Origin of the sequence: Maridesulfovibrio pacificus (SeqCode) (assembly GCF_048612815.1) — a bacterium.
Lineage (GTDB): Bacteria > Desulfobacterota > Desulfovibrionia > Desulfovibrionales > Desulfovibrionaceae > Maridesulfovibrio > Maridesulfovibrio pacificus.
Window position 1 is genome coordinate 220,673 of record NZ_JBLZNE010000002.1, and the last position, 25,058, is coordinate 245,730.

Here is a 25,058-nt window from a genome sequence, read left to right on the forward strand (position 1 = left end):
ATTTTTATAGCGAATAAAAAGCTTTGAGCATTCCCCGGCGGTTGCTAAGTGCCCCGATTGAGAGTAGCTTTCTTTGTTCACATCACTCCAAAGGATTATTCGCTGATGGAAGATTTATATAAAAATAAGAACTTACAGATAGTTTTCGCTGTAACCCTCATGGCTATCATGGGTGTTTCCAGCATTATCCCGGCTCTGCCTGAAATGATCCGGGAATTCGGCATCTCTGCATCAACAATCGGGCTGATCTTTACCATCTTCACCCTTCCCGGCATTATATTCGCACCCTTGGCCGGAATCTTTGCCGACCGACTGGGCCGCAAGAAAATACTCGTCCCTTCACTGATATTATTCGGACTTGCGGGCACAGCCTGCTTTTTCACTAAAGACTTCCATTCTCTGCTCCTGATCCGGTTCATTCAAGGGATTGGTGCGTCTGCCATCGGAGTCATCAACCTGACCATCATCGGTGATCTTTTCAGCGGTAAGGATAGGATTAAAGCTATGGGGCTCAATGCCGGAGTCCTGAGTATGGGCACTGCGATCTTCCCGGCCATTGGCGGGATACTTGCCCAAATCAGCTGGGAAGCTCCTTTCCTGCTTTCACTCGTAGCACTGCCTTTGGCATGGGTGGTTGCTTTCAAGCTGGACAACCCGGAGCCCTCATCAAGTGATAACTTTAAACGATACATGAAAGCTGCATTTGCCGGTATGCGCAGCAAAGAGGTTTTGAGCCTTTTCGCCATTTCCCTGCTTACTTTCATCATTCTCTACGGACCGATTGTCACTTATCTGCCCCTGCTGCTAAATTCACGCTTCCATGCTTCACCACTCATGATCGGGCTGGTAATTTCCAGTGCATCATTCATAACCGCACTGGCTGCGTCGCAAATGGGCAGGCTGGCATATTTCATGTCCCAACCGCTGATGATATCCCTTTCCGCATTTGCATACGGAGCGGCAATGATCATGCTTCCTGCTGCGGAATCGGCTTTGTGGTGTATTTTGCCGGTCTGTATGTTCGGGCTGGGGCAAGGGCTGAATATGCCTAACTCTATGTCCATGCTCACGGCAATCGCTCCCATGGAACAACGAGCAGTATTTATGTCCGTAAACGGAATGCTGCTGCGAGCGGGCCAGACAATAGCCCCGATCCTGATGGGTCTGGTATATTCGGGGTTCAGCTTGCAGGCAGTCTTCTATGCCGGAGCAGTGGTGGCAGCAGCAATACTTGTTATTTCAACTGTTTTTTTACGGGGATTCGAAGCGGAAACAGTGCAATAGCGTTATGACAAACGCAATAGTTGACTGGGAAAAAATTTTTTGTTCATTTTCGGCTTTCTCAAATAATGATTAATTTAAACCGGGACTGTTCGAAAAATGAAAGTTGGATTTATAGCCTTCATGGAGCATATCTTCAATCCGCTCCACATATACTGCAGACTTGTAGACTGCGGCCTTTCTTCTGCAAAAGCTAAAAAGGTGGCCCGGGCCTATGAAATGTGTCTATTCAAGCCTGCCACCCTGTGCATCCCCGCGATCAAACATCAAAAGCGGGCGAAGTAAGCTCGCTATCAATAGCATCTGCGTCTTCTGCATTGAATTGAATCAAACGGCGCAAGTGCGTAAAACTGACTTCATCCATGTGATGAAAATCAGCGGCCAAACCGTCTTCGTCTGAACGGACCACTTTAGCACATACTCTTATTATCGCTTCTTCAGAGAGCGGAATGGAAATTTCGCATTCATCGCCAACAGAAAAGCCCTTTACAGGGTCACAAAGAATTCCCTTCAAGCTTAAATTATGCGACTCCACAAAAGCGTCAATGTCTTCTTTGTGCAATACGACCCTGAATCCGGCATTTACGCGGGTCCTGCGTCTCTTGTTCTGATCCATGAATACTCCAAGCTCTTTTAATAAACTGTAAAACCCTGTTTTCTTCTATTTACTCAATATTGCTTTCTTCTTCAATAACAACATAAGAGTTTAAAGTTTAAAAAGAAAACTTACTGCGATCCATCTTCAGCTTTTCGCCGGTGCACCCTCCTTAACTCTATTCAAGGCAAAACGGGTACAAATCGGTCCTGCTATTTCAAAAAAGACTGTTGCCATTGCTATCACCGAAACAACAGACCTAAACTCCTCAAACCTGTTTGCAGCAGTAAGCGCCATCCCAAGGGCAATACCTGCCTGCGGCATCAATGACATCCCCATCCACCCGCTGAACGATAGAGACTTCCCAGCAAGCAATCCTCCAAGATAGGCACCTGTAAAACGGCCTGCAATTCGCAACAAGATATAAATTACGATCAACAACAAATGTTGTCGAAAATATTCCAACTGGACACTTACGCCTGCAAAAATAAAAAAAACGACCAGCAGGGGCCACTCCACACCCTCGACAGCGCAAAACGGCCGTTCATGATGCCGGGCAACATTTGCCACAACAGCTCCCATCACCATAGCAGACAGAAGATACGAAGCATCCAGCCACAGAGCGAAGCCGCTACAGATAAAGACCATACCCAACCCCTCGACAAGACTGGGTTCACCGGATTGAATCCGGCCAGTAAGATAACTCATTGGGATACCGAGTATTACACCGATAAAAACAGAAACAAATATTTCCGAAATTCCACCCAGCAAGGTATGCAGTCCGCCTCCGTCAAGCATCTCAATCTGAGCAGCAGCGAACATCAGGCTAAAAACTATAAGCCCCCAAGCATCATCAATAGCTGTGATTTTAAGCAGAGTATCAGGGAATTCTCCTTCAACCTTTGATTCTTTGATCACGTCCACAGTTGAGGCCGGGTCAGTTGCCGGAGCTATTCCGCCATAGATGAGGGCAACAGGAAGAGAACAACCGAACAGCCATAATCCACCGGCTACGCCTGTAGCTGTGGCCATTGCGACAAACAGCGAAATGGATAATACGGCTTTGCCTGATTTACGTATTTCGCTGATATTAAAAGAATTACCAAGCAGGAAACCAATAGAGGCCAGAGCGATATCAGAGACAATGGGCATCCAATGCTTGATGGATACAGGAAGAAGATCAAATCCTGCCGGTCCTATAAGAATCCCGAAAACAATCAATGCAGAGACACGGGGAACCGGGGTGTTTCTGCCTATCACATCGGCAATCAATCCCAGAATGAACAAAAATCCTAAGGTCATCAAAGTTAGAGCTGAAACAGACACAGGCCCTCCCCTCTGAAAGGATTAAAAAGAGCATCCCTCCCGGTTTATCTTCCGTTTTTCGCCCGGAGTGATGTCACCGACCTTCTTCAAAGCCAAACGAGTACAAATCGGCCCGGCGATCTCGAAAAAAATTGTGGTTGCTGCAATAACCGAAACCACGGCTTCGAATTCTTCAAACCTATGTGCAGCTGTCAGAGCCATCCCAAGGGCAATACCGGCCTGAGGCATCAAGGCCATACTCATCCACTTACCGAAAAACAGATTTTCGCCACCCTTTTTCGCTCCCAGAATCCCCCCGACAAACCTACTACTGATCCGCAGCAGAATATAAAATATTATCAGATTCTGGTTGACGTAGATATGCTCAATCTCGATATTTATTCCGGCAAACAAGAAAAAAAGGACGACAATAGGCCACTCAATGGAGCGTATTGAATAAAAGGAGCAATCCATACGCTTAGCAAGGTTAACCACTACCATTCCCATGGTCATGGCCGCCAGCAGAAAAGAAACATCCAGCCACATCGCAAGCCCGCCGCAAATACAAACCATGCCCAACGCTTCAAGCAATGTATGCTCACCGGACTTCAGGTATCCGGTAAGGTAACTCATAGGTGCCCCTAAAACGGCCCCGATAAAAATTGCAAAGGCAATATCCTTACCCCCGTGAGCTAAAGTCTCAAGGCTCCCACCTCCACCGCTGGACAACATTTGCGCCGCTGCCAGCATCAGGCTGAAAACAATCAGACCGAGAGCATCATCAAGGGCAATAATCTTAAGCAAAACTTCGGTAAAACGTCCCTTGGCATTAACTTCATGAACTACATCCACAGTAGCGGCAGGAGCGGTCGCCGGGGCTATTCCTCCGTAAATCAATGCCAGCGGTAGTGGTATACCTGCCAGCCAAAGCCCTCCCCCGACAATCACTGCTGTAGCAAACACTACTCCAAGGGTAATCCAGAGCACGAGCATACCCGAACGCCGTAAAGACGCATATTGCAGTGAACTGCCTAATAAAAATCCGATCATAACCAACGCCATATCCGAAACAACTGGCATCCAGCTCTGAGTGGATTCGGGGAGCAGATCGAACCCGGAAGGGCCGATCATAAATCCGGCAACCATGAGTATCGAAACCCGCGGGACGGGGGTATTCCTGCCTATGGTGTCAGCGATAAAACCGACCATAAACAGCAATCCGAGAGTGATAAGAGTCAGAGCAGATACAGTCATCCGGATTCCCTCTTCCCTTTTAGGCCCAATCTGGTATAATATTTATTCCATGCTCTAACACGATAAACTATTTTCGCTAAACAACAAAGGAATTCAATCGGGAGCGCCTTCAAACAAATTGATTAAACATTCACTTTTGCATGCACGTCTACTGGAAAAGCACCCTAAGACCATTGCATGCAATTTATTGCTTGCAATTAAACACGTTTTAATCTAGCTGAATGAGCGTTCACTACTCACAAAGCACACCCACACTCCACCAAACACCCACCACTCACATTTTCCACTGCCCCACCGACAGCGGAAAGCCGGATTAAGTGTGTTTTGAAAGACTTATTTTTAGGAGAGACAAATGGAATCGAAACTCGCTAACCCTGCCCCGTTGGGCCTGATGGGATTCGGCATGACCACCATCCTGCTGAACATCCACAACGCAGGATTTTTCCCCATCAGCTCTATGATCCTTGCCATGGGATTTTTCTACGGCGGCATCGCGCAGGTAATCGCCGGAGTGATGGAATTCAAGAAGGGTAACACCTTCGGAACCACTGCCTTCACTTCCTACGGCCTGTTCTGGCTGACCCTCGTAGCATTGATAGTAATGCCCAAGATGGGACTTGCAGAACCCACACCGCATGCATTCATGGGCTGGTACCTGCTCCTTTGGGGTATCTTCACCCTGTTCATGTTCATCGGCACCTTGAAAGGCAACAAAGTGCTGCAGTTCATCTTCTTCTCCCTGACCGTGCTTTTCTTCCTGTTGGCTGTGCGCGATTTCACCGGCAGCCACTTCATCGGCACCATTGCCGGCTGGGAAGGCATCGTCTGCGGAGCATCCGCATTCTATCTCGCCATGGCTGAAGTCATCAACGAACAGTATGGCCGTACTATCCTGCCCATCGGCGAATAGCACACCCCATTTCTCATGAAAGTATGAAGGCCGCGCAGCTTGAAAGCTGTGCGGCCTTTTTTGATGCCATCACGCAGCTAATAATCCCGCCCTTCCCCTCACCCGAGTTTTAAATTATAGATAGCGGACGCCACGCGGAGCCTATGTCCGCTTAAGCACAGAATAAGCTTCAGGAGAAAACCGAACATGAATATGGAACATGATATTACAAGGGCCAAATTTCTGATTGAATCGCTGCCGTACATTAAAGAATTCTACGGTGAAACAATAGTCATCAAATACGGCGGCAACGCCATGATCGACGAAAGCCTGAAGCGAGCATTCGCCCTGAACATCATCCTGCTGAAATACATCGGGATCAACCCGGTTGTAGTGCATGGTGGCGGGCCGCAGATTCAAAAAATGCTCAGCGCGCTGAACATCGACAGCCATTTCAAGAGCGGATACCGGGTTACAGATGAAGCAACCATGGATGTTGTCGAGATGGTCCTCGTAGGTCAGGTCAACAAACAGATCGTCAACCTCATCAACCTGAACGGCGGCAAAGCTGTTGGGCTTTCCGGTAAAGACGGCATGCTTATCAAGGCCGAACAAAAGGAACTGGTCATCGAATCCGAGACTAAAGCACCTGAAATCATCGACCTCGGCAAGGTCGGCGAAGTGACAGAGGTCAACACCACTCTCATCGAATCACTGCAAAGCGAAGGCTTCATCCCGGTTATCGCCCCCGTAGGCGTTGACGACGAAGGTTCCACTTACAACATCAACGCCGACTCTGTTGCCGGAGCTGTTGCCGCAGCCATGAATGCCAAACGTCTGCACCTGCTGACTGATGTACAGGGGCTGCTCGATGCGGATAAGAATCTCATTTCGTCACTGACTTGCCGAGAAGCTGCCGAGGCCATTGATTCCGGTGTTGCCAAAGGCGGCATGATCCCGAAACTGAGCTGCTGCCTTGAAGCCGTTCACAGCGGAGTTGAGAAAGCCCACATCATAGACGGACGGGTTGAAAACTGCGTTTTGCTCGAACTTTTCACCAAAAACGGTATCGGCACTGAAATTGTCGGGTAGTACGGAGAATAATATAATGAAAGCGATAGCCATAGTCGGTAAAAAGAAGACCGGCAAAACAACCATGGGCCTTGCGCTGGTCAAGAAGCTCACAGAGAAAGGTTACAAAGTCGGGGTTCTCAAGCATTCCCACCACGGCTTTGACGGAGCCGAAGGCGCGGACACCGAAGAATACAAGAAAATCGCATCCTGTGTGGCTGCATACTCTCCCAGCGAGTCCTTTGTATCCTGGAAACAGGAACGCACAGTTCAGGATCTGATTCCCCTTATGGACGCAGACGTAATCGTTATGGAAGGCGGCAACAAGGTCGGCTGGCTGCCCCGGGTAATCATGGTCCGCGAAGACAACGACGACAAAGAATTTTATCCCGAACTGGCCCTGAAACAAATTCCGGCCTGTTCTCCGGAAAATCCGCCTTCCGATGAACTTCTGGAAGAATTGGCTGATTTGGTCATGGATAAAGGATTTATCCTGCCGGGACTCAACTGCGGGGCCTGCGGACGCGAATTCTGCATGGATTTCGTGGCTGACATCGTTGCCGGAAAAGCTCGAGTTTCAGGGTGTCAGGCCATGAAGACCCAGATGTCCGTAACCTGCAACGGTGCCGAGCTTGGTTTCAACCCCTTTGTGGCCGACATGCTTTCCGCCGGGATTACCGCCATGCTCAAGCAGCTCAAAGGATACGTTCCCGGAGACATTGAAATTACAATTAAGAATTAAAGCGAACCTGCCGGAGACATTCATTGATGAATCACGAATTTTTTAAAATTATCAGCAGGGTTGAATTTGAAACCCTGCTGAATTCTTTTGCAGCGGTGGGCACAGAAACGGTCTCCATTTCCGATGCCTGCGGTCTGGTGCTTGGCGAAGATATCATCTCACCGGAAGACCTGCCCCCGGCCAACCGCTCCTGCATGGACGGTTATGCGGTAAACGCCCGTGATGCTTTCGGCGCAACCGAAGGAAATCCGGCTTATCTGGAATGCTCCGCCACCCTTAAGGTGGACGAGAATCCCGGTTTTGAACTCCAGCCCGGAGAATGTGCGGCCATCCCCACCGGAGGCACCCTGCCTGACGGAGCCGATGCCGTTGTCATGGTTGAACATACTCAGGAACTGGGAGCCGGAACCATTGAAATCCGCAAATCTTCCGCTCCGGGTGAACACACCATGCTCAAGGGCGAAGATGTTGCCAAAGGCGATCTGATATTTCAAGCCGGGCACAAAGTCCGCTTTCAAGATGTAGGATTGCTGGCGGCGCTGGGAATCAAGGAAGTTGCCATCCATCGCAAACCGCGCGTGGGTATCATCTCCACCGGAGATGAGCTGGTTGAAATTGACTCCCCGCAGAAGGTCGGAACCATCCGCGATGTAAACTCGCACACATTGCGCTGTCTGGTGAATGATGCCGGAGCGAAAGCTGTTAATTACGGCATTGTGCGCGATGAGCTGGAAAAACTTGAAAATACGCTTGAGAAAGCAATCGCCGAAAACGATCTGGTACTTCTTTCCGGTGGAAGTTCTGTGGGCATGCGTGATCTAACAGTACAAGCGATTGAATCCATGCAGAATTCTGAAATACTTGCGCACGGTGTGGCAATCAGCCCCGGGAAACCGACCATCCTCGGGCGGGCTGGAAACAAGCCAGTGCTGGGATTACCCGGACAGGTCACCTCCGTTCAAGTGGTTATGCTTGCTCTGGTGGTCCCTTTTATCCGCCAGCTTATGGGCCAGACAAATGCATTCTCCAGTACTGATCGAGTTATGGTGCAGGCCGAACTGGGCCGCAACACCGTGTCCAAACCGGGACGCGAAGATTACGTCCGCATGAAGCTGACCTACCGCGAAGGTAAGTTGCCTCTGGCTGAACCGATTTACGGTAAATCCGGCCTGCTCAAAACCATGATCCAAGCTGACGGTTTAATGATCATCCCCGCTGACACCGAAGGATTCTACGCCGGAAACACAGTAAATATCTGGAAAATTTAAAAAGGAAACCTCATGAGTGACCGCAATATCTACCTGAAGACCATTCCTGTCCCTGAAGCTGTAAAAACTGCCATGGACAATCTTGACCGCGATTCACTGGTACAGACCGAAACCATTCCGGTTCACGAAGCCCTTGGCCGAGTCACTGCTGAAGCGGTAATTGCCCGCTGCTCCTCTCCTACCTACCATTCGGCAGCAATGGACGGTTATGCTGTTAAAAGCGAGACCACCTTCACCGCCCGTGAAGGACAGCCCCTGCTGCTGAAAAAGGATAAGGGATGCATTGCGGTCAACACCGGAAATCCACTTCCGGACGGACTGGATGCCATCATCATGATTGAACATGTTGTGGATGAAGGTGAGAATATTTCAATCGAAGCACCGGCATTTCCATGGCAACATGTACGGCGCATAGGCGAAGATATTGTGGCTACTGAGATGCTGCTCCCGCGCAAGCACACCATTTCCGCTTTCGATATGGGCGCGCTGCTTTCCGCCGGGATATACGAGATCAAGGTTTATGAAAGAATCCGCATGACCTTTATCCCAACCGGAGATGAAGTCCTGCCCTTTGCAGACCGCCCCACCCCCGAACCGGGTGAAGTAATCGAGTCCAACTCACAGGTATTCAAATCACTGGCCGCCGGACTTGATATAGAATTCAGCTTTACCGCTCCGGTCAAAGACCGCGAGGAAAAGCTCACTGCGGCAGTGGAAGAAGCTCTCAAAACCTCACACATTGTGGTGGTCGGTGCAGGTTCCTCAGCCGGCAGCAAGGATTTTACCCGCATAGTTTTTGAAAAACTTGGAGAACTGCTGGTTCACGGTATTGCGGTCATGCCCGGAAAACCTACTGTTCTGGGAACCGCACAAGGCAAATTGCTGGTTGGGGCACCGGGATACCCGGTCAGCGCAGTGGTCTGCTTCGAAGACGTGCTCACCCCGATAATTTCATGGCTGGCAGGCAAACATGAACCGCAGCGGGACAAAGTACAGGTCCGGCTGGCAAGACGTACCCCGTCCAAAATGGGACAGGAAGAAATTGTGAGGCTGGCAGTGGGACAGGTTGGCGATGAATACATCGGTGTCCCCCTATCCCGCGGAGCAGGTATGATTACGACCCTGACCAAAGCGCAGGGCTTCACCCGTGTCCCTGCGGACAGTGAAGGAGTCGAGCTGAATGACACCGTGGATGTTGAGCTGTTCTCCAGCCGTACCGAGCTGGACAAGGTGCTCATGCATGTAGGCAGCCACGACAATACCATCGACTTGATTGCTGACATGCTCATGGGCGAAAATAATCCGCTACGTCTGGTGTCAACTCATGCGGGTTCCATGGGCGGACTTACCGCGCTAAAAAATGACATGGCTCTTTTTGCCGGGGCACATTTGTTCGACCCCGAAACTAATGATTTCAACTTCCCATTCATCGAAAGATACCTGCCCGGAATGGATGTAACTGTTGTTAACCTCGCCATCCGCCATCAGGGATTCATCGTACCCAAAGGCAACCCTAAAAACATCGAAGGCATTGAATCTCTGGACGGTCTTGATATTAATTTCATCAACCGCCAACGCGGAGCCGGAACCAGAATACTCTTTGATTACCACATGAAAAAAGCAGGTCTGAAACCTATTAACATTCTCGGTTATGACCGCGAAGAATTCACCCACATGGCCGTGGCTGCCAACGTACTTACCGGAGCCGCTGATTGCGGGCTGGGTATTTTTGCGGCAGCCAAGGCACTGGATTTAGATTTCGTGCCGCTGGCCCATGAAAGATACGATCTGATCATCCCGCAAAAACACATGGAAGACCGTAGGATAAAAACACTGCTCACATTAATAAAATCTGATAAGCTCAAACAGGCTATCAGCAAACTGGGTGGTTATGACACAGATCTTACCGGGCAGAGAATGAAACCGGGAGTAAGTCTGGGATACTAATACAACATCTTGCCGGAGGGGGTATGAACAAGGACAAAGAGCACATCATCAGGCAGAAATGCCATGAAAACGTGATCGGCTTTGCCCCGTTCCGCTACCGCTTCGGCAAAGGCAGCTTCATCCGCGAAGGCCTGCTCAACATCGGTGTATTTGATGACAAAGAAGGCGGACATCTGGTGCTGACCTTCATCTTCGATTCCGATACTATTGAGACCGACAACGATATCCTCGACCGCATGGGACGGCTCGACTTCAGCCCCATAGCCCGCAAAGGATTACTGACCGCATTACGCAATTCAGCTGAATTCGAGCAGAACGAAAATTTCGCCATGCACGAATTCAGCTTTTATTTTGACAAAATGCCTGCTGACATACCCAAGTTGATTAATCACTGTTTTATACCCTTCTTTCTTGAACACCTCTACATGCGTATCGGGGAAGTTGAATGGATGGATGACGAAAAGATTAAGGGACTGTTTTGCAGGGTGAAAGATCATTTTAAATGGTAAAAATATCAGGAGAAAGATAATGCCCGTAATTAAAGTAGAAATGTTCGAAGGCAGAACCATCGAACAGAAGCGAGAACTTGTTGAAGTGCTCTCCAAAGAAACCGCCCGCATCACCGGATGCAGCGTGGAATCAATCTATGTTGTCATTGATGAAGTGAAAAAGGAAAACTGGGGAGCAGGTGGAGAGCTTTGCTCGGATAAGTATCCGGATTAATTTTTCCTCATAATTGCAGCAATAACGCCCCGGCAGGATAATCCTGCCGGGGCTTATTTATGTCAGTTCTCCTAACCACACCCTACTTCTCATGCACCTCCCATTCCTCAGCCTTGTAATCCTCGGGAACTTCTTCCCAGCCGGAGAACATGGCGGCGATGTGGGCGGTTATGTTATGTCCGGTGGTGGTCATGTAGATGTGAACGATAAGGAAAGCCAGCAATGCGTAGGCGCAGGCCATGTGCACATTGGCTACCACATTAAGACTCAGGAAATCCAAGCCGTAGGCAGCCCAATCGTTGTAGGTCCAGTAAAGCAACCCCGTGATCATCTGCAAAGGCAGCAGGATCGCCGAGAGGCCTAAGTAGACCAGACGCTGCAAGGGGTTGTGCTTGGCATCCTTGCTCTTCTGCACCGGATGAGACTCACCCTTGAAGATACCGGAAGCGTAATACATGGCTACATCGAAAAGCTTTTTGGATGTGGGTATGTACTGCTTCCACTCCCCGGTGGTCAGCAGCCAGAAGATGATGAATACAAACAGAACCAGCCAGCTGATGCCCAGAGTGTTATGCAGTTCCACGGCCTTTTCAAAGCCGAAAAGGGTGAATACACCATGCACCTCCAGCCCGGTAAGCATGAGAAGCATGATCAGGATGGCTTGGGTCCAGTGCCAGAAACGCTCAAACTTCGAATAGAGGTAAATCTTCTTCATGTTATGTCCGCTCATGGCTAGTCCTCCTTACGTCCTGACATGAAAATGCGACCAAGGGCGTGCAGGATAACACCTACTGCCGAGGCAAGCACTATGAACCAGCCCCCTGCATCAACAATGGCGGAAGCATCACGTCCGGGCATGTAAAAACAGGTCATCTTATCAAGACGGCCCTGCTTGCTGTGGCATTCCTCACAGGCTACCGCATTCTCCTTGGGCGCAACCATATGGGTAGTCGGATAAACAAATTCAGTTTCCACAAAGCCCACTTCACCGCTGAACGGCAATCCGGCATACTTCATACCCGCTGTTACGGCCTTTTCCCAATTAAAGCCCTTCCAATAGGCATCGTTATCCTTACCGAACAGATGCGGGATAACCATGTTCTTGTTGACCTTATCGTAGGGAGTCATACCGCGATGCACCTTGAAAGGCATAATCCGGGAGTTCCTGTCCTCAATTGAACCGACAGGCTTTGAAACCTGCACAGGCTTGGTCGGATCGATGGTGGTCTGAGCGGTAATGGTGTCGATAGTACCGTTGAACCAGTAGTATTCAGGTACAACATCCTTTTCCCAACGCATATCGCCCTTCTTGGACATGTATACAGGCTTACCCCATTCGCCCTTTTCAACATAGGGCTTGCCGTCCTTGAGCTTACCTGCGGAAGACCAATCCCACCACATCTTGGTAGGCAGTTCGCGTGCAAAGGTCGGAATATGGCAACTCTGGCAAGCCAGCTTATCAGTATGATCGTTGAGCTTCATGCCCAGCTCGGACTTATGAGGACGGTCACTGTGGCAGGATTCACACATGATCTTGGAACCGAGGTCATCTTCCAGCAGTGACTTACGCTCGGTGGCAGCAGGAGTTGAATAGATACGTCCTGCGATGTCGTGCTTCACAGTGGTATGGCAACGGACACAAGTAAAATTCTGCCCGTCCATGCCCATATGCACGTCCAGAGCCTTTGAAGGCTTAAGCATGGATGAATCGAGGTCACCGTGCTTTACGCCGTCACCGCCACCGCCGTAGAAATGACAGGTTCCGCAATTCTTGCGGGTCGGGCGACCTACGGACTGGGCCACCTTGTTCCATTGGGGGGAGGCGTAGAACTTACCGTTACCCTTGAACTTCTTACCCGGAGGCGGAGCAGGATTCCCGGCCCCGGCGGGGAACTTCTTATAAGTTCCGGTCTGCTCATGACAGACCAGACAGTCGATCTTTTCCTGAGAGGTAAAATCAAAATCCTTATCCTTCCAGCCGTACCCTGCGTGGCAGGATGTACAGCGGGGTTCGTTGGACTGGATATTGATACAGAAATTGTTGACCACCAGACCGCCCTTACCGACCTTCAACTCCTTATCCGCCTTGGGATCAAGCCATGTCCAGTGAATGGTCTTGTGGAACTGATGTCCGGCCTCGGTATGACAGGTCAGGCAGGCCTTGGTTACTTCCGGGCCGCTCTTGAATGGTTGCTTCAGCGCATCGAACTTGGAATGGTCAGCCGTAATCCACAACTCCTTGCCCTTGGTGGCCTGACGGGCCATTTCCCTGCCGGGAGCAGTATCCCCGGCGGCAAATGCACTCGCGCCCAGAAAGACCACCGCCAACAACAGCAGTACTGAGTTCCGCATGAATCTCATGTCCACCCTCCGTTAGTTTATGAACTACCGGAACAAACGCCCCGGTTTATTTACTTCATAAATCCAAGCCCTGACACCTTTTCCAGATACGGTTTTCGCCCTCTGAAAAAGGCATACATGGCTACCATACCCAGCAGCATTGCAAATCCCAGATGAGTCCAGTCAATAAGCATGACCGTGAACGGATCGAGAGTCACCGAGTGCAGGTTCTTGATCACCCGCATAACTCCGGTACCGATGACAGCCCCGTATAGGGAAATTCGCAGCATGCCCGAAGAAGACAGCTTGAAATACTGCTTTCCAGCCATAATGAACATGGTCAGCAGGTACATGGCCATGAAAAGGAGTACGGCCCCGAATATGTAGTGAAGCTTGTTAGTCAGGTAAAAATCAGCAAGCCAGCCCAAGCCCGGAATATCCGATATATAGTAACGCTTGAATATAGGCATCTGGCCTGCTCCGGTCAGGGCCATAACGAGAATGGTCAACTTGAAAATACGCTTAAAGAAAGGGCTAGTCATTGTCCTTCCCTCCTGCTGCGGAAGCAAGAAATCTTCCGGCCTTTATTACACCGGCTGCTATCCCTGCAAAGGGAGCGATCCCCACTGCATAAGCCAGCTTCTCCTCATCAGCCATGGAGTCTTCCACTTGAGCAAGCCCGGGCTTCCCGGGCCCCTTATCCACAGCTTTGTTGAGCAACTCAAAAGGTACAGGAGAAAGATAAATAGTATTGGTACCGCCGTTCTCATCCTCGCCGTAGATGAACCAATTGTTCTGCTCAGCCAGTTCATGGGCCTTCTGGAGGATTTCACTGCGCGGGCCGATAGTCTGCACATTCTCCGGGCATGCTTCGATACAGGCAGGGAGCTTGCCTTGATCTATGCGATTGTAACAGCGGTCACACTTGTACATGACACCGTTCCCGGCCAGATTCGGCAGAAGCCTCAGATACAGGCCCACCCCGGTCTGACGCTGGGGAATGTGCCACGGACAAACCTTGCGACACTTGGCACCGCCAAGACATACATCCTCATTGATGCGTACAATACCGTTCTTCTGCTTCCCAGCTGCACCCCAAGGACAGAGATTTGCGCAGGGAGCATTGCGACAGTGCAGACAACGGCGGGGGATATTGATTTCATGTACCTCACCTTCGAACTCCACTTCGGTACTCTGAATGTAGAGCCAGTTATAGGGAGTCAGGCGGTCATCAACATCTCTGCGATCCGACCAATCCTCGACCTTCACCCGGGAGGTGGGATACATTTCCGGATAAGGCTTCTTGGGTTCGGGAAACTTAGGAGCATTTACTTCACGGCATGCAGAAACACATTCACCGCATGCAATACACTTGGAAAGATCCAGCAGGGTACAGAGTTCTTCTTCGCTGCTGCCTGCTGCCACAACCTCACGCGCAGGCAGGAGCATGGCAGCACTTCCGGCTCCCAGCCCCTTCAGGAAATTTCTGCGGGAAATTCCATTCTTCTTGTCTGTCATATATTATCCTTTATTAACTGCGATATTTTCAACTTCATCATGAAACGATTTGATCAGAGCAAAGCAGAATCCGTACCTATTTTTAATATTATGAGAATAACTACCATATTTACACTGTTAATGGCTAGTTTACCGGTACGATGAGCCTATTTTTATTTTTCTGAAGACATCATAATATTGCACACATGATTAAACATATGTACAATCAAACACATATTTTTGAACAATTGAACACTTTTTAAACACCGGAACTATCGAATGACCGAACAGGATATCGATCTTTATCTGCGGGAAGTAATCGACACCATGAATGATGGGCTGATCATTGTAAGCCCTGACGGGATCATCATGAAGGTTAATGACGCCCTGCTGCGCATGACCGGATTTTCAAAAGATGAACTGCTGAACAAGCCCTGCTCAGTGCTTGGTTGCGATGCCTGCCGGATTGTGCGCGAACAAGCTGACGGACACTGGTGCGGATTGTTTGAAAGGAAGAAGGAAAGCCGCAAGAACTGCCATATCATTGATAAAAACGGAAACTACCTGCATGTACTGAAAAACGCATCACTGCTCCGGGATGACGAAGATAATATCCTCGGCGCGGTGGAAACAGTCACGGACATCAGTGAACTGGACCGCAAGGAACTGAAAATCCGGGAACTCTCCCAGAAACTCCAACATGAAGAAAACGGATTCTGCGGATTCGTGGGGCACTCCCCGGCAATGCAAAAAGTTTACACCCTGCTGAGCAAAGCAGCCCGTTCTGATGCTCCGGTCATAATTTACGGAGAATCTGGCACAGGCAAGGAACTGGCTGCACAGGCCATCCATGAAATGAGCCCTAGCGCAGACAAGCCTTTTGTTCAGCTCAACTGCGCCGCGCTGAATGAGTCCCTGCTGGAAAGTGAATTGTTCGGGCATGTAAAAGGAGCCTTCACCGGAGCATACCGCCATAGGCAGGGCCGTTTTGAGGAAGCTGCTGATGGTTCCATATTTCTTGATGAGATAGGAGATGTTCCGTTACCCATTCAAGTAAAGCTGCTGCGGGTTCTGGAAACCCGTTCCTTTGAACGGGTCGGGGAGAACATCAACCTGTCCATGGAAGCCAGACTGATCACAGCCACCAATCAGGATCTCAACCAGTTGGTGCAGGACAAACAATTCCGGGAAGATTTCTTTTTCCGCATCAATGTAATCCCGGTACACCTGCCCCCCCTGCGCGAACGAAAGGAAGACCTGCCCCTGCTGGTGGATCATTTCATCAATATAATCGACCACCTCGACCACAACGAAGGTCCGGCCCTGGAAACCATGCGCAAGCTGATGGAATACCAATGGCCCGGAAATGTGCGTGAACTGAAAAGTGCTCTGGAATATGCCGCAGTGGTCAAGGACAGCGGCCCGATCCAACCGGAACATCTGCCGCCCCAGATAAACTCTGTTGCAGCTGATTTCTGCCCATGTCTCGAACCCGCTCCAGCCACAGAACCGGACGAGAAACAGAAACTCATCACTGCCCTGAAGCAGGCCGGAGGCAACAAAAGCAAAGCCGCAAAGCTCCTCGGGGTCAGCCGGGGAACAGTTCACAACCGCATGCGCAAATATTCGGTTCAATATCGGCTGGAGGAGTAATTACACACCTGAATATCCGCAAGAATGCTGAATTTTATACGGACCATTTCATCGTTATAGAAAGATTATACTGTTGGCAGCACTGGACTTTTAGGCTGTTTTTGATTAAATACTTTTTCAACATCGGGAAAAAGCATCCGCTGATTCCCCACAAAGCGCCGTACAACCATTTACACTGGTAGGCAGTGAATCCCATCCTGCCCCAGTCCGAAAGAAATCACATTTCTGCCCGCTTACATATCCGGACCAGCAAGGCTTCAGCCCCTGCCCCCGGACCGCAAGACCCGGCATCATGCAGGTTTGCAATTAACTGGCTCACAGTATGCAGATCCTGCACTTGAGTGGTGCTTGATTTTGCCAAGAAACAGAACTTCATAATAGCGGCATAGACACTTAACCGGAGGACACGAAATGAGCGATAAAGACATTGCGATCCTTAAGTATGACGGCAAAGAATACAAACTGCCCGTAATCCATGGAACAGAGGGCGAAACCGGTATCGACATCACTCAACTCCGATCGCAAAGCGGCCTGATCACTTATGATCCGGGCTACGGCAATACCGGTTCCTGCACCAGTAACATCACTTTTGTTGACGGTGAAAAAGGGATTCTGCGTTACCGAGGGTATCCCATCGAAGATCTTGCCGAGCATGGTAAGTTCATTGAAACCGCATGGCTGCTCATCTTCGGCGAACTTCCGCTCAAGGAAGATCTTGCCCGTTTTTCAGCTCTGCTTACTGCTGAAGAACTTATCCACGAAGACCTGCGGCACCACTTTGAGGGATTCCCGTCCCATAAAAACCAGCCCATGGCGATCCTGTCCGCAGTTATCAACGCTCTGGGCAGCCACCACCCTGACCTCTACGACATTAACGACAAGTCCGAATTTTTCCTCGCAGTTGGTAAGATCATCTCTAAGGTAAGAACCATCGCGGCCTTTTCATACCGTAAATCAATCGGACGGCCCTTTGTTTACCCGGACCCTGATCTGAGCTACTGCCACAACTTTCTGCATATGATGTTCTCCATCCCCTACAAGCAGTACGATCCGCCGGAGGAAGCTGTTAAAGCTCTTTCGCTGATTTTCCAGCTGCATGCGGACCACGAACAGAACTGCTCCACATCCACTGTAAGAATGGTCGGTTCCACTCAGGCAAACATCTTTGCCTCTGTATCATCCGGTATCTGCGCCCTCTGGGGTCGTCTGCATGGTGGCGCGAACGCTGCGGTTATCGACATGCTCGAAACCATCAACAACGGCGATTACACCATCGATGAATACATCGAGAAAGTGAAAAAGAGGGAATGCCGCCTCATGGGTTTCGGTCATCGCATTTACAAGAGCTTTGACCCCCGCGCGAAAATCCTCAAAAAAGCGACCCATGACCTGCTTCAGCACGGTTTCAGCGATGAACTGCTGGACATCGCCATGCAGCTTGAAGAACGTGCCCTTTCCGATGATTTCTTCATCGAACGCAAGCTCTACCCCAACGTGGACTTCTATTCCGGCATCATCCTGCGCGCGCTGGGAATCCCGGTTGCCATGTTCCCGGTAATGTTCGCAATCGGCCGTATGCCCGGTTGGATCGCACACTGGTACGAGGATTACACTAACCCGACTTCAAGAATTAACCGCCCGAGACAGATTTACACTGGCGAAACTCCGAGAAATTACGTACCTATAGATTTTAGGAAGTAAATCTAGTCAATATCGGTTCGAGGCTTATCCGGCCCCGGAACGATGGATATACCTACCCGGATATGCCCGTAATCCCGCTCCACACAAGGGGTGAGATTACGGGCAATACTTTTTTTAACAGCTTGTAATTTCGATTATTTTCATTAAAATTAACTTTTTTTGAAGAAAAAGCTTGCAATTCACAAGCGATATTTATAAACAGTTCTTCGCCGTGCCGAAGTGGTGGAATTGGTAGACACGCTAGGTTCAGGGTCTAGTGGAGGTTTCTCCGTGGAAGTTCGAGTCTTCTCTTCGGCACCATATTTCTGAAAAAGCCGCAACAAATGTTGCGGCTTTTTTGTTTTCGAGATTTAGAAAACCCATCAACCCAATGGGGAGTAGGGCTGAGGAGATTTCTAAACAAAAACCAGAAAAAATTATTGACCGCAGAGCACGGTTTGTTAAGCTTCTGTTCGTTGTGTTTTTCACTTCAGGACCATTTCAATTAATCAGGGAACCCGTTTAAAATCCGGGGCGGTTCTGCCGCTGTGATTCCTCCATTTCATGGATCAGGAAAAGCCAGCACCCCTGCCTGAAGCATCTCTGCGCTAAGCAGATCAGTAACGTCATCTCTTCGAAAAAGCAGATTACGCCTTCTGGGCTTCCTGCAACACAAATCAAGAATTATGACTCCGCTATGGGAGTATTATTGCCGACAAATGTATTTAAGTGAGATACTATTTGTTCAATGGCTATGTTTTGCTCTGTGTAAGTCAAAACAATTTAACGAGACACATGCGCCCTGCTTTGAAAGCAGCTAATTATCGACTCTAGGGTAAAAAAAGCCCTCTAAAGGAACTTCATCATAATGACTGAACATTCTGTTATCACCCGCGAATCAGCTAAAATGGCCCTGGAAGAACACACCCGTTTTCAGGAAACCGTCAGTTCCAAAAAATATCAGATCCGTGACCGCAAAGGACGTCTTCAGGAACACTCATTTAACGACGTAAAGAACAGACTCTGCCGTGAATTCTTAAAGAATTCCCAATTTCAAAAGAACGAGAACGAACAGGTCTGCGAAATGCTCCAGTCCGGACGTTTTATCCCCGCCGGTTCCATTCTTTCCGGCCTTGGCAATGAGCACGCAAAATGCTCGCTCAGCAACTGCTACCTTGCCAAAATCGAATCAGACTCCCTTGAAGGAATATTCGAAGCCCAGAAAAAACTTGCCCGCACTTACTCCTATCGCGGCGGAAGCGGCATTGATATCACCATTCTGCGTCCTTCCGGGGACCCGGTAAACAATGCTGCGGTCACCTCGTCCGGTGCCGTAAGCTTCATGCCTCTTTTCAGTGAACTGACCAATACTATAGGTCAGAACGGCAGGCGCGGTGCACTGATGATCTCCTTAGACATCAGACACCCTGAGACCCGCCGTTTCATCTGGTGCAAGAGCAAACCTGAAGAAATTTTCGGAGTCGATTCCCTGACAGGAAAAATTCAGGATGTTTTCGGGGCCAATATCAGCCTTAAAGTCACTGATGAATTCATGCAGGCAGTGGAAGAGGATAAAGACTGGACCTTTATTTTTCCCGACAGATTCAAAATCAGCGGTAAAATCATTAACGAGTCCACCCTGCAACTGCTGCCCGAAGTATACGAAGCCCTGAATCCTCAGGTAGGAGACCGCATAGAAGCGGAGATCACCTACAAGGTTATCGGGATTGATTCCAAAAAACACCAGCTCAAGGTGCAGCCGGACCTGCCGGTCAATGAAGACAATGCATCCCTCTCCAAGGAAAACCTGACCTTCATTCTCTCCAGAAAGCGCAACGAGACATCCGACATCTTTGATCCGGTAAAGTCCGTTTACAACACCCTCTGGGACGGTGATTACAGCCGCTGGCAGGAGCTTGGACTCCCCCTCAGAAAGTACGATACAGTTAAAGCACGGGACCTGCTCGAAGAAATCAGCGAATCCGCATGGAAATCCGGCGATCCGGGTATTCTTTATCAGGACACCACCCAGCGCAATACCCCCGGCACATACATCGATCCCCTGCGCTTGAAGCCCATGTCCACCAACCCCTGCGGCGAACAGGCCCTCGGTTACTGGAGCAACTGCCTGCTCGGAGCGATGGTTCTGTACCGTTACGTGGTCAACCCCTTCACCAAGGAAGCACGTTTCGACAGCGATCTCTTCCACGATGACCTGACCCGGACCATGGCCTTTATGGATACCATGTCCGACCTTAACCAGAACAAGCATCCCCTGCAGAAACACAGGGACGCAGACAAGTACGGCAAAAGGATCGGAATTGAGTTCACCGGACTGGGCGACATGCTTGCAATGCTCGGCATGCGCTACGGCAGCAAGGAATCCATTGAATTCATCAAAGAAATCATGCGCGACAAGGCCATCACTGAAATTTCAGTAAGTGCTGATATTGCCGAACGTTTCGGTGAAGTCGAAGCGCTGAAAAATAAGGATGCACGCCAACGTTTTCTGGACTGCCCCTACATCAGCAAGCTTGGACTTCCCAATAAGCTGCAAAAGAAAATCCTGAGAACAGGACTGCGCCACACAGCATTCAACACCGTCGGGCCTTCCGGTTCCATCTCCATTATGTCCGACAACTGCACTTCCGGCATCGAGCCCGTTTTCATGTTCAGCTATGCCCGTGAGACAAGACTTGAGGCCGGAAAGGTCTTTGAGTTCATCCACATGCCGCCGCTGAAATGGATGCTGGAAACAAATCAGGAACACCTGTTTGGCAAATACACTGCCCTGCAGCTCAAGGAAAAGCTGAATTACGTGCAGGCTGACGAACTGGATTACATGGACCGCATCCGCATGCAGGCCGCTATCCAGCAGTATACTGACAGTTCCATTTCCTCGACCATCAACCTTGCCGAAGAAACACCCAAGGAAACCATATTCGAAATCTATCTCGAATCATGGAAACATGGACTCAAGGGTGTGACTGTCTTCCGCAACGGCTGCAAAAAAGGTGTGCTGAGCAAGAAAGAGGACTCCAAGGAAGCCGATCCGACCATGAAGGGCCAGAACCCGACTTTAATTGAAAGGGAACTTGGCGACATTGAACGCGCCGAGCGGCACCGGGTCATGTGGAAAGGCTCCAAGATGTACATCATCGTATCATTGGATGAAACAGGCAATCCCATTGAAATATTCGTTAAGCTACCCAAAGAAGCAGGAGTAACCGGAGACGGTTTTTACAATGAACAGGTATTTCAGGAGAAATACTCCCTCTGGGAAACCATCACCCGCTTGACCAGCATGCTCCTGCGCGTAGGCATGCCCATTGACCGCATCCTGACCCAGCTGGACCGCTCCAGCTACAACATCATCGATGCGGCGGCGATAATCTCCCGTATCCTGCGCCAGTACATCTCACTGGACATGGATGATCAGACCATCGTCTCCAAAGGTCTCGGCGATCCCTGCCCCGAATGCAGCAAGAAAGCATACGTTCCCGAGGGCGGATGCAAGATCTGCAAGGCTTGCGGGTACACCACCTGCGGGTAGATTGAATCAGGCCGGAATTATCCGGTAATGTTGACTATTTTAAAAGCCGCAACATTTGTTGCGGCTTTTTTGCGTTTGAACCACTTACTTCCAAGCCCCTCTTTACATCCATGCTCTTTCGTGCAACACATCCACAAGCTTATCACAAATATAACTAAAACCACTCATATATGAAAAGAACACTCTTTTTACTATTTATAATCATCCTTGCTTTTCCGTCTCCAAGCCAAGGAAAAATGATAATACCTGTAACTATCCTGCAAGATACGCTTGAGAACTACAATGAATTGCTCTCCCTTTCCAAAAAACAACCGTACCTATTGGACGAATTCCCAAAATCAAAGATCAGCAGATCTCTCGCAGATGTTATCATTGCCCAGAAAGCCATTAGACTTGGCGGAATAGAACCGAAATTTGTTTTTAAAGCTATCCCCAACAGCAGACGAGCCACCGAAGATGCGGCAAATGGTCTGGTGGCCTTCTACCCCCATCAGCTAAACTTAAATACTTTGGATGTTCCAAGATATAAAAAAAGTTTTCTGGTTAGCGATCCGATCACAAGATTTGGAGAATTTCAAAAAGCCTTTTACTGCCTTCCATCTAACACTGCGCTACTTTCTGCCACCAATGCAGATGAAATAAACTTAAACGGCAAAGGAATTGTCGGACAGCATTGGTACAACGATAAAAAGGTTCTCAAGGATATGGGCATCACAAACTTAATAGATGCCCCAACCTTCGAATGCATGATCAAAATGATTAAGGCAGGACGGGCTGACTGGATTCCGTTAGAAATATCCAACTCCCAGGATTCCAGCATGACCCTCTACGGAGTTCATCTTGTCCCTATTCCGGGGGTCAAGTTCTCACTCCTCGAGAGCAGACATTTCTTTATTTCCAAAACCCATCCCGAAGGTGAAAAAATTTATGGGGCTTTACAAAAAGGACTTAAGGAACTGCGCAAACAAGGTTTCATCCACAAGATTCTCACTCAAGCAGGAATGTTTAATCCGAACGCTGATTCATGGACAATTTTAAATGGCGAAAAGATGAAGGCAGGATTGAACTGATTTAACAGTTGCAATAAGAATAAAAGCCGCAACAAATGTTGCGGCTTTTTTGCATTCAACGGTTTTAACTTAAAATCAGGAAACCATCTTTTTCCAGTCAGCCATAAACTGCTTGAACACCGGAAATGTATCCTTGATATAAAAAACACCTTCACCACCGACAAATGTGCTTCGGTACTTATCTGAACTGATCAGTTCCTTGAAAGCGCGAATGACATTGGGAGTAAGTTCAAACGGCGGCTTAACCGGTTCCTTGTCCGAGCGCATTACAGCGACAGTGGTATAGTCGTACTTTTCATCTTTGAGATATGCGGCATTTTCAAAAAGCTCATCAATAAACAACCAGTGTGGCTTAACCTGCATATTCGGCTGATTATTTTCGTTGATATTCCAACACAGAACCCACTTTCCTTTTCTGATCTTATCGCCTGCAGCCAAGTGCATTTCATCATCGATAAAACTTTCGTAGTTTTCTATGTCGCCGCTGTATTCAACGTTGTCGCTGTCACCGTACCATGCAATATAAAAGTCGGTTTCACTAAGCACGGCGTAATCGAGGAGTTCCTCGCCGTCCTCCTCTATTTCCTCAGCACCTCTGCTTCTCTCGCGCTCACGCCAGATATTATACAGATCAGAAAGAGCCTGCTTTTTCATTTCCTCCGCTGGATATTTCTCCATGGCGCTCTGTTTGATTTCAGAAAAATAGGAGCTGAGATTTTCAATTTCCCGCAGATCAGTAATTTCCACAGCAGCTTCTTCCAACCCCGTTTCAGCGATTCCATTTCTACTTAAGTTGGGGCTTCCAAGTACGGCGGACTGTTCGCCAATGTAAAATTTGCAATGCAGGTTATCCAGAAAGTGTACATTGTCCCATGAAAGGCAATCAACAAGGGACTGAATTCCCTTTGGATTCGACCCCTCAGTGGGAGAAACCACGACTTCTTTGACTTTCTCTTTGTCGATAAATTTCTCCCAGTCCAACCCGACATACGCAACAGCGATCCTCTCAGGCTCGCAACGCCCAACCGCTCCGCGTATTTCACCAGTTTTCAACAGTTTCATAATGCCTCCGAACTGTTAAGAGTCCTGACGGGAATCTAAGTGAGGGGGAATTTAATTTCAATACAATTTTGTGGGAAGTGAGTTGGTAGGTAATTGGGGAAGACATTATCCACATACAGTATTGACAGAGTATAATTTCACAACTAACACATTTCATAAACCTAAATTACTAAACAAATACAATACTCATGAATAAAAAAACAAAAGAGAATACTTCTGAAGCTGAAGCCTGCACTCAAAATGAAAAGATGTGTGGCCTCGTAATGCCAATCTCAGGCATGCCAGACTGCCCGCAGGAACACTGGTCAGATGTTCGTGCGATTCTTGAAAGCGCCATAAAAAATGCCGGTTTTGAGTCTAGAATGGTCAGCGATGCTGATGAAGTAGGGATAATCCACCAACGTATTGTTACCAATCTATATAATGACCCTATTATCGTATGCGACGTCAGTAGCAAGAATCCAAATGTAATGTTTGAACTTGGGATGCGCCTTGCCTTTGATAAACCAGTAGTAATCGTCAAAGACGACCAAACTGAGTATTCATTCGATACGGGAATAATCGAACATATTCAGTATCCAAGAGATCTGAGACACGGGAAGATCGAAGAATTTAAATCAAAACTAGCAAGAGCAATCACTAAGACGTTCGAAGTAGCGCAGAGTGACGACTTTTCGCCTTTTCTAACAAACTTTAAAAATGTAACTGTTTCTGCGATTGAAACGGAAGAAGTTAGTGCAATGGATCTTATCATAAGAAACCAAGAGCACATGTTAAATCAGATCAATTCCATAAAATCAAACATGTTACCACCTCATAAACCTTTTGTTTCCAGCCGTCATCGGTCCTTCTTTGATAAAAAACTACTACAGAAAGAACTAACAAATTACGCGTCACGATACGGCATAGAATTAGAAAACATTGACGTAGAACACTTCATCGATTGTTTACCATATAAACTAAGAGAGAATGCTAACTTCCTAGAAATTTTAGAAACAATTAGAACCCTACAAAAGCAAATTGAAACAATTCCCCCTAAAGAAAATCCTTGACCCAACATCAATTCGGTGCTTAAAGCTCCTCGCGTCCGTCCATATCCGGTTGTTTTGGGTCCAGAGAGACCCGAGT

Annotated in this window: 21 protein-coding genes and 1 tRNA gene; 14 read left to right on the plus strand and 8 right to left on the minus strand. The window is 48.7% G+C overall.

Annotated elements, in window-relative coordinates; translation table 11 throughout:
* The first annotated feature begins 105 nt into the window (after positions 1-105).
* On the plus strand, positions 106-1,284 hold the full coding sequence (locus tag ACNI23_RS18475) for an MFS transporter (RefSeq protein WP_420250742.1): 1,179 nt from the start codon (positions 106-108) through the stop codon (positions 1,282-1,284).
* A 256-nt stretch (positions 1,285-1,540) separates the two neighbouring features.
* Here ACNI23_RS18475 and ACNI23_RS18480 read toward each other — a convergent pair whose 3' ends face one another.
* From ACNI23_RS18480 to ACNI23_RS18490, 3 genes are all read right to left on the minus strand, one after another.
* On the minus strand, positions 1,541-1,897 hold the full coding sequence (locus ACNI23_RS18480) for a PilZ domain-containing protein (protein ID WP_420250743.1): 357 nt from the start codon (positions 1,895-1,897) through the stop codon (positions 1,541-1,543).
* Between the two features lie 126 nt (positions 1,898-2,023).
* Positions 2,024-3,202 (minus strand): cation:proton antiporter, encoded by a 1,179-nt coding sequence (locus tag ACNI23_RS18485; RefSeq protein WP_420250744.1) that lies wholly within the window; start codon positions 3,200-3,202, stop codon positions 2,024-2,026.
* 21 nt (positions 3,203-3,223) lie between these two features.
* Positions 3,224-4,435 (minus strand): cation:proton antiporter, encoded by a 1,212-nt coding sequence (locus ACNI23_RS18490; RefSeq protein ID WP_420250745.1) that lies wholly within the window; start codon positions 4,433-4,435, stop codon positions 3,224-3,226.
* A gap of 352 nt (positions 4,436-4,787) precedes the next feature.
* On the opposite strand from ACNI23_RS18490, the gene satP reads away from it, so the two are divergent.
* The 7 genes from satP (at position 4,788) to ACNI23_RS18525 (ending at position 11,075) form a co-directional block, all read left to right on the plus strand.
* Positions 4,788-5,345 carry an acetate uptake transporter gene (gene satP / locus ACNI23_RS18495; RefSeq protein ID WP_420250746.1) on the plus strand — a complete coding sequence of 186 codons (558 nt, stop codon included), beginning with the start codon at positions 4,788-4,790 and terminating at the stop codon, positions 5,343-5,345.
* A 186-nt stretch (positions 5,346-5,531) separates the two neighbouring features.
* Positions 5,532-6,416, plus strand: coding sequence for an acetylglutamate kinase (argB, locus tag ACNI23_RS18500; protein ID WP_420250747.1), 885 nt, complete (start codon positions 5,532-5,534; stop codon positions 6,414-6,416).
* 16 nt (positions 6,417-6,432) lie between these two features.
* Positions 6,433-7,137 carry a molybdopterin-guanine dinucleotide biosynthesis protein MobB gene (locus ACNI23_RS18505; RefSeq protein WP_420250748.1) on the plus strand — a complete coding sequence of 235 codons (705 nt, stop codon included), beginning with the start codon at positions 6,433-6,435 and terminating at the stop codon, positions 7,135-7,137.
* A gap of 26 nt (positions 7,138-7,163) precedes the next feature.
* Positions 7,164-8,405, plus strand: a complete 1,242-nt coding sequence (locus ACNI23_RS18510) for a molybdopterin molybdotransferase MoeA (RefSeq protein WP_420250749.1) — start codon at positions 7,164-7,166, stop codon at positions 8,403-8,405.
* Between the two features lie 12 nt (positions 8,406-8,417).
* Complete coding sequence (locus ACNI23_RS18515) at positions 8,418-10,352, plus strand: molybdopterin biosynthesis protein (RefSeq protein ID WP_420250750.1); 1,935 nt, start codon at positions 8,418-8,420, stop codon at positions 10,350-10,352.
* Between the two features lie 23 nt (positions 10,353-10,375).
* On the plus strand, positions 10,376-10,861 hold the full coding sequence (locus ACNI23_RS18520) for a hypothetical protein (protein ID WP_420250751.1): 486 nt from the start codon (positions 10,376-10,378) through the stop codon (positions 10,859-10,861).
* A gap of 19 nt (positions 10,862-10,880) precedes the next feature.
* Positions 10,881-11,075, plus strand: a complete 195-nt coding sequence (locus ACNI23_RS18525; protein WP_420250752.1) for a 4-oxalocrotonate tautomerase — start codon at positions 10,881-10,883, stop codon at positions 11,073-11,075.
* 82 nt (positions 11,076-11,157) lie between these two features.
* Here the strand turns inward: ACNI23_RS18525 and ACNI23_RS18530 are convergent, their stop codons facing one another.
* Genes ACNI23_RS18530 through ACNI23_RS18545 form a run of 4 tightly spaced genes read right to left on the minus strand, consistent with a single transcriptional unit; the run spans position 11,158 to position 14,933 of the window.
* Complete coding sequence (locus ACNI23_RS18530; RefSeq protein WP_420250753.1) at positions 11,158-11,805, minus strand: cytochrome b/b6 domain-containing protein; 648 nt, start codon at positions 11,803-11,805, stop codon at positions 11,158-11,160.
* 2 nt (positions 11,806-11,807) lie between these two features.
* Complete coding sequence (locus ACNI23_RS18535; RefSeq protein ID WP_420250754.1) at positions 11,808-13,436, minus strand: tetrathionate reductase family octaheme c-type cytochrome; 1,629 nt, start codon at positions 13,434-13,436, stop codon at positions 11,808-11,810.
* 50 nt (positions 13,437-13,486) lie between these two features.
* Positions 13,487-13,957, minus strand: coding sequence for an iron-sulfur cluster-binding protein (locus tag ACNI23_RS18540; RefSeq protein WP_420250755.1), 471 nt, complete (start codon positions 13,955-13,957; stop codon positions 13,487-13,489).
* Positions 13,950-14,933 carry a 4Fe-4S dicluster domain-containing protein gene (locus tag ACNI23_RS18545; protein WP_420250756.1) on the minus strand — a complete coding sequence of 328 codons (984 nt, stop codon included), beginning with the start codon at positions 14,931-14,933 and terminating at the stop codon, positions 13,950-13,952. Before ACNI23_RS18545 ends, ACNI23_RS18540 begins: the two co-directional genes overlap by 8 nt.
* Positions 14,934-15,191: 258 nt before the next feature.
* On the opposite strand from ACNI23_RS18545, the gene ACNI23_RS18550 reads away from it, so the two are divergent.
* From ACNI23_RS18550 to ACNI23_RS18570, 5 genes are all read left to right on the plus strand, one after another.
* Positions 15,192-16,565: a sigma-54 interaction domain-containing protein gene (locus ACNI23_RS18550; RefSeq protein WP_420250757.1), complete on the plus strand. Its 1,374-nt coding sequence runs from the start codon at positions 15,192-15,194 to the stop codon at positions 16,563-16,565.
* Between the two features lie 411 nt (positions 16,566-16,976).
* On the plus strand, positions 16,977-18,266 hold the full coding sequence (locus ACNI23_RS18555; RefSeq protein ID WP_420250758.1) for a citrate synthase: 1,290 nt from the start codon (positions 16,977-16,979) through the stop codon (positions 18,264-18,266).
* 213 nt (positions 18,267-18,479) lie between these two features.
* Positions 18,480-18,566: transfer RNA gene (locus ACNI23_RS18560), tRNA-Leu, on the plus strand.
* A 547-nt stretch (positions 18,567-19,113) separates the two neighbouring features.
* On the plus strand, positions 19,114-21,798 hold the full coding sequence (locus ACNI23_RS18565) for an adenosylcobalamin-dependent ribonucleoside-diphosphate reductase (RefSeq protein ID WP_420250759.1): 2,685 nt from the start codon (positions 19,114-19,116) through the stop codon (positions 21,796-21,798).
* 170 nt (positions 21,799-21,968) lie between these two features.
* Positions 21,969-22,868 carry a hypothetical protein gene (locus ACNI23_RS18570; RefSeq protein WP_420250760.1) on the plus strand — a complete coding sequence of 300 codons (900 nt, stop codon included), beginning with the start codon at positions 21,969-21,971 and terminating at the stop codon, positions 22,866-22,868.
* A gap of 75 nt (positions 22,869-22,943) precedes the next feature.
* Here the strand turns inward: ACNI23_RS18570 and ACNI23_RS18575 are convergent, their stop codons facing one another.
* On the minus strand, positions 22,944-23,930 hold the full coding sequence (locus tag ACNI23_RS18575; RefSeq protein WP_420250761.1) for a phospholipase D family protein: 987 nt from the start codon (positions 23,928-23,930) through the stop codon (positions 22,944-22,946).
* A gap of 188 nt (positions 23,931-24,118) precedes the next feature.
* Between ACNI23_RS18575 and ACNI23_RS18580 the strand changes: the two genes are divergently transcribed.
* A complete protein-coding gene (locus tag ACNI23_RS18580) occupies positions 24,119-24,982 on the plus strand; it encodes a hypothetical protein (RefSeq protein WP_420250762.1) in 864 nt (287 codons plus the stop codon).
* Positions 24,983-25,058: the final 76 nt, after the last annotated feature.

What these genes read in the sequence shown, in the direction of transcription:
- ACNI23_RS18545 (WP_420250756.1), bottom strand. Translation starts at nt 14,933, where the DNA reads ATGACAGACAAGAAGAATGGAATTTCCCGCAGAAATTTCCTGAAGGGG.
- ACNI23_RS18540 (WP_420250755.1), bottom strand. Translation starts at nt 13,957, where the DNA reads ATGACTAGCCCTTTCTTTAAGCGTATTTTCAAGTTGACCATTCTCGTT.
- ACNI23_RS18555 (WP_420250758.1), top strand. Translation starts at nt 16,977, where the DNA reads ATGAGCGATAAAGACATTGCGATCCTTAAGTATGACGGCAAAGAATAC.
- ACNI23_RS18480 (WP_420250743.1), bottom strand. Translation starts at nt 1,897, where the DNA reads ATGGATCAGAACAAGAGACGCAGGACCCGCGTAAATGCCGGATTCAGG.
- ACNI23_RS18550 (WP_420250757.1), top strand. Translation starts at nt 15,192, where the DNA reads ATGACCGAACAGGATATCGATCTTTATCTGCGGGAAGTAATCGACACC.
- ACNI23_RS18575 (WP_420250761.1), bottom strand. Translation starts at nt 23,930, where the DNA reads ATGAAACTGTTGAAAACTGGTGAAATACGCGGAGCGGTTGGGCGTTGC.
- ACNI23_RS18475 (WP_420250742.1), top strand. Translation starts at nt 106, where the DNA reads ATGGAAGATTTATATAAAAATAAGAACTTACAGATAGTTTTCGCTGTA.
- ACNI23_RS18525 (WP_420250752.1), top strand. Translation starts at nt 10,881, where the DNA reads ATGCCCGTAATTAAAGTAGAAATGTTCGAAGGCAGAACCATCGAACAG.
- ACNI23_RS18515 (WP_420250750.1), top strand. Translation starts at nt 8,418, where the DNA reads ATGAGTGACCGCAATATCTACCTGAAGACCATTCCTGTCCCTGAAGCT.
- ACNI23_RS18565 (WP_420250759.1), top strand. Translation starts at nt 19,114, where the DNA reads ATGACTGAACATTCTGTTATCACCCGCGAATCAGCTAAAATGGCCCTG.
- ACNI23_RS18535 (WP_420250754.1), bottom strand. Translation starts at nt 13,436, where the DNA reads ATGAGATTCATGCGGAACTCAGTACTGCTGTTGTTGGCGGTGGTCTTT.
- ACNI23_RS18520 (WP_420250751.1), top strand. Translation starts at nt 10,376, where the DNA reads ATGAACAAGGACAAAGAGCACATCATCAGGCAGAAATGCCATGAAAAC.
- ACNI23_RS18505 (WP_420250748.1), top strand. Translation starts at nt 6,433, where the DNA reads ATGAAAGCGATAGCCATAGTCGGTAAAAAGAAGACCGGCAAAACAACC.
- ACNI23_RS18490 (WP_420250745.1), bottom strand. Translation starts at nt 4,435, where the DNA reads ATGACTGTATCTGCTCTGACTCTTATCACTCTCGGATTGCTGTTTATG.
- ACNI23_RS18530 (WP_420250753.1), bottom strand. Translation starts at nt 11,805, where the DNA reads ATGAGCGGACATAACATGAAGAAGATTTACCTCTATTCGAAGTTTGAG.
- satP (WP_420250746.1), top strand. Translation starts at nt 4,788, where the DNA reads ATGGAATCGAAACTCGCTAACCCTGCCCCGTTGGGCCTGATGGGATTC.
- ACNI23_RS18570 (WP_420250760.1), top strand. Translation starts at nt 21,969, where the DNA reads ATGAAAAGAACACTCTTTTTACTATTTATAATCATCCTTGCTTTTCCG.
- ACNI23_RS18580 (WP_420250762.1), top strand. Translation starts at nt 24,119, where the DNA reads ATGAATAAAAAAACAAAAGAGAATACTTCTGAAGCTGAAGCCTGCACT.
- ACNI23_RS18510 (WP_420250749.1), top strand. Translation starts at nt 7,164, where the DNA reads ATGAATCACGAATTTTTTAAAATTATCAGCAGGGTTGAATTTGAAACC.
- argB (WP_420250747.1), top strand. Translation starts at nt 5,532, where the DNA reads ATGAATATGGAACATGATATTACAAGGGCCAAATTTCTGATTGAATCG.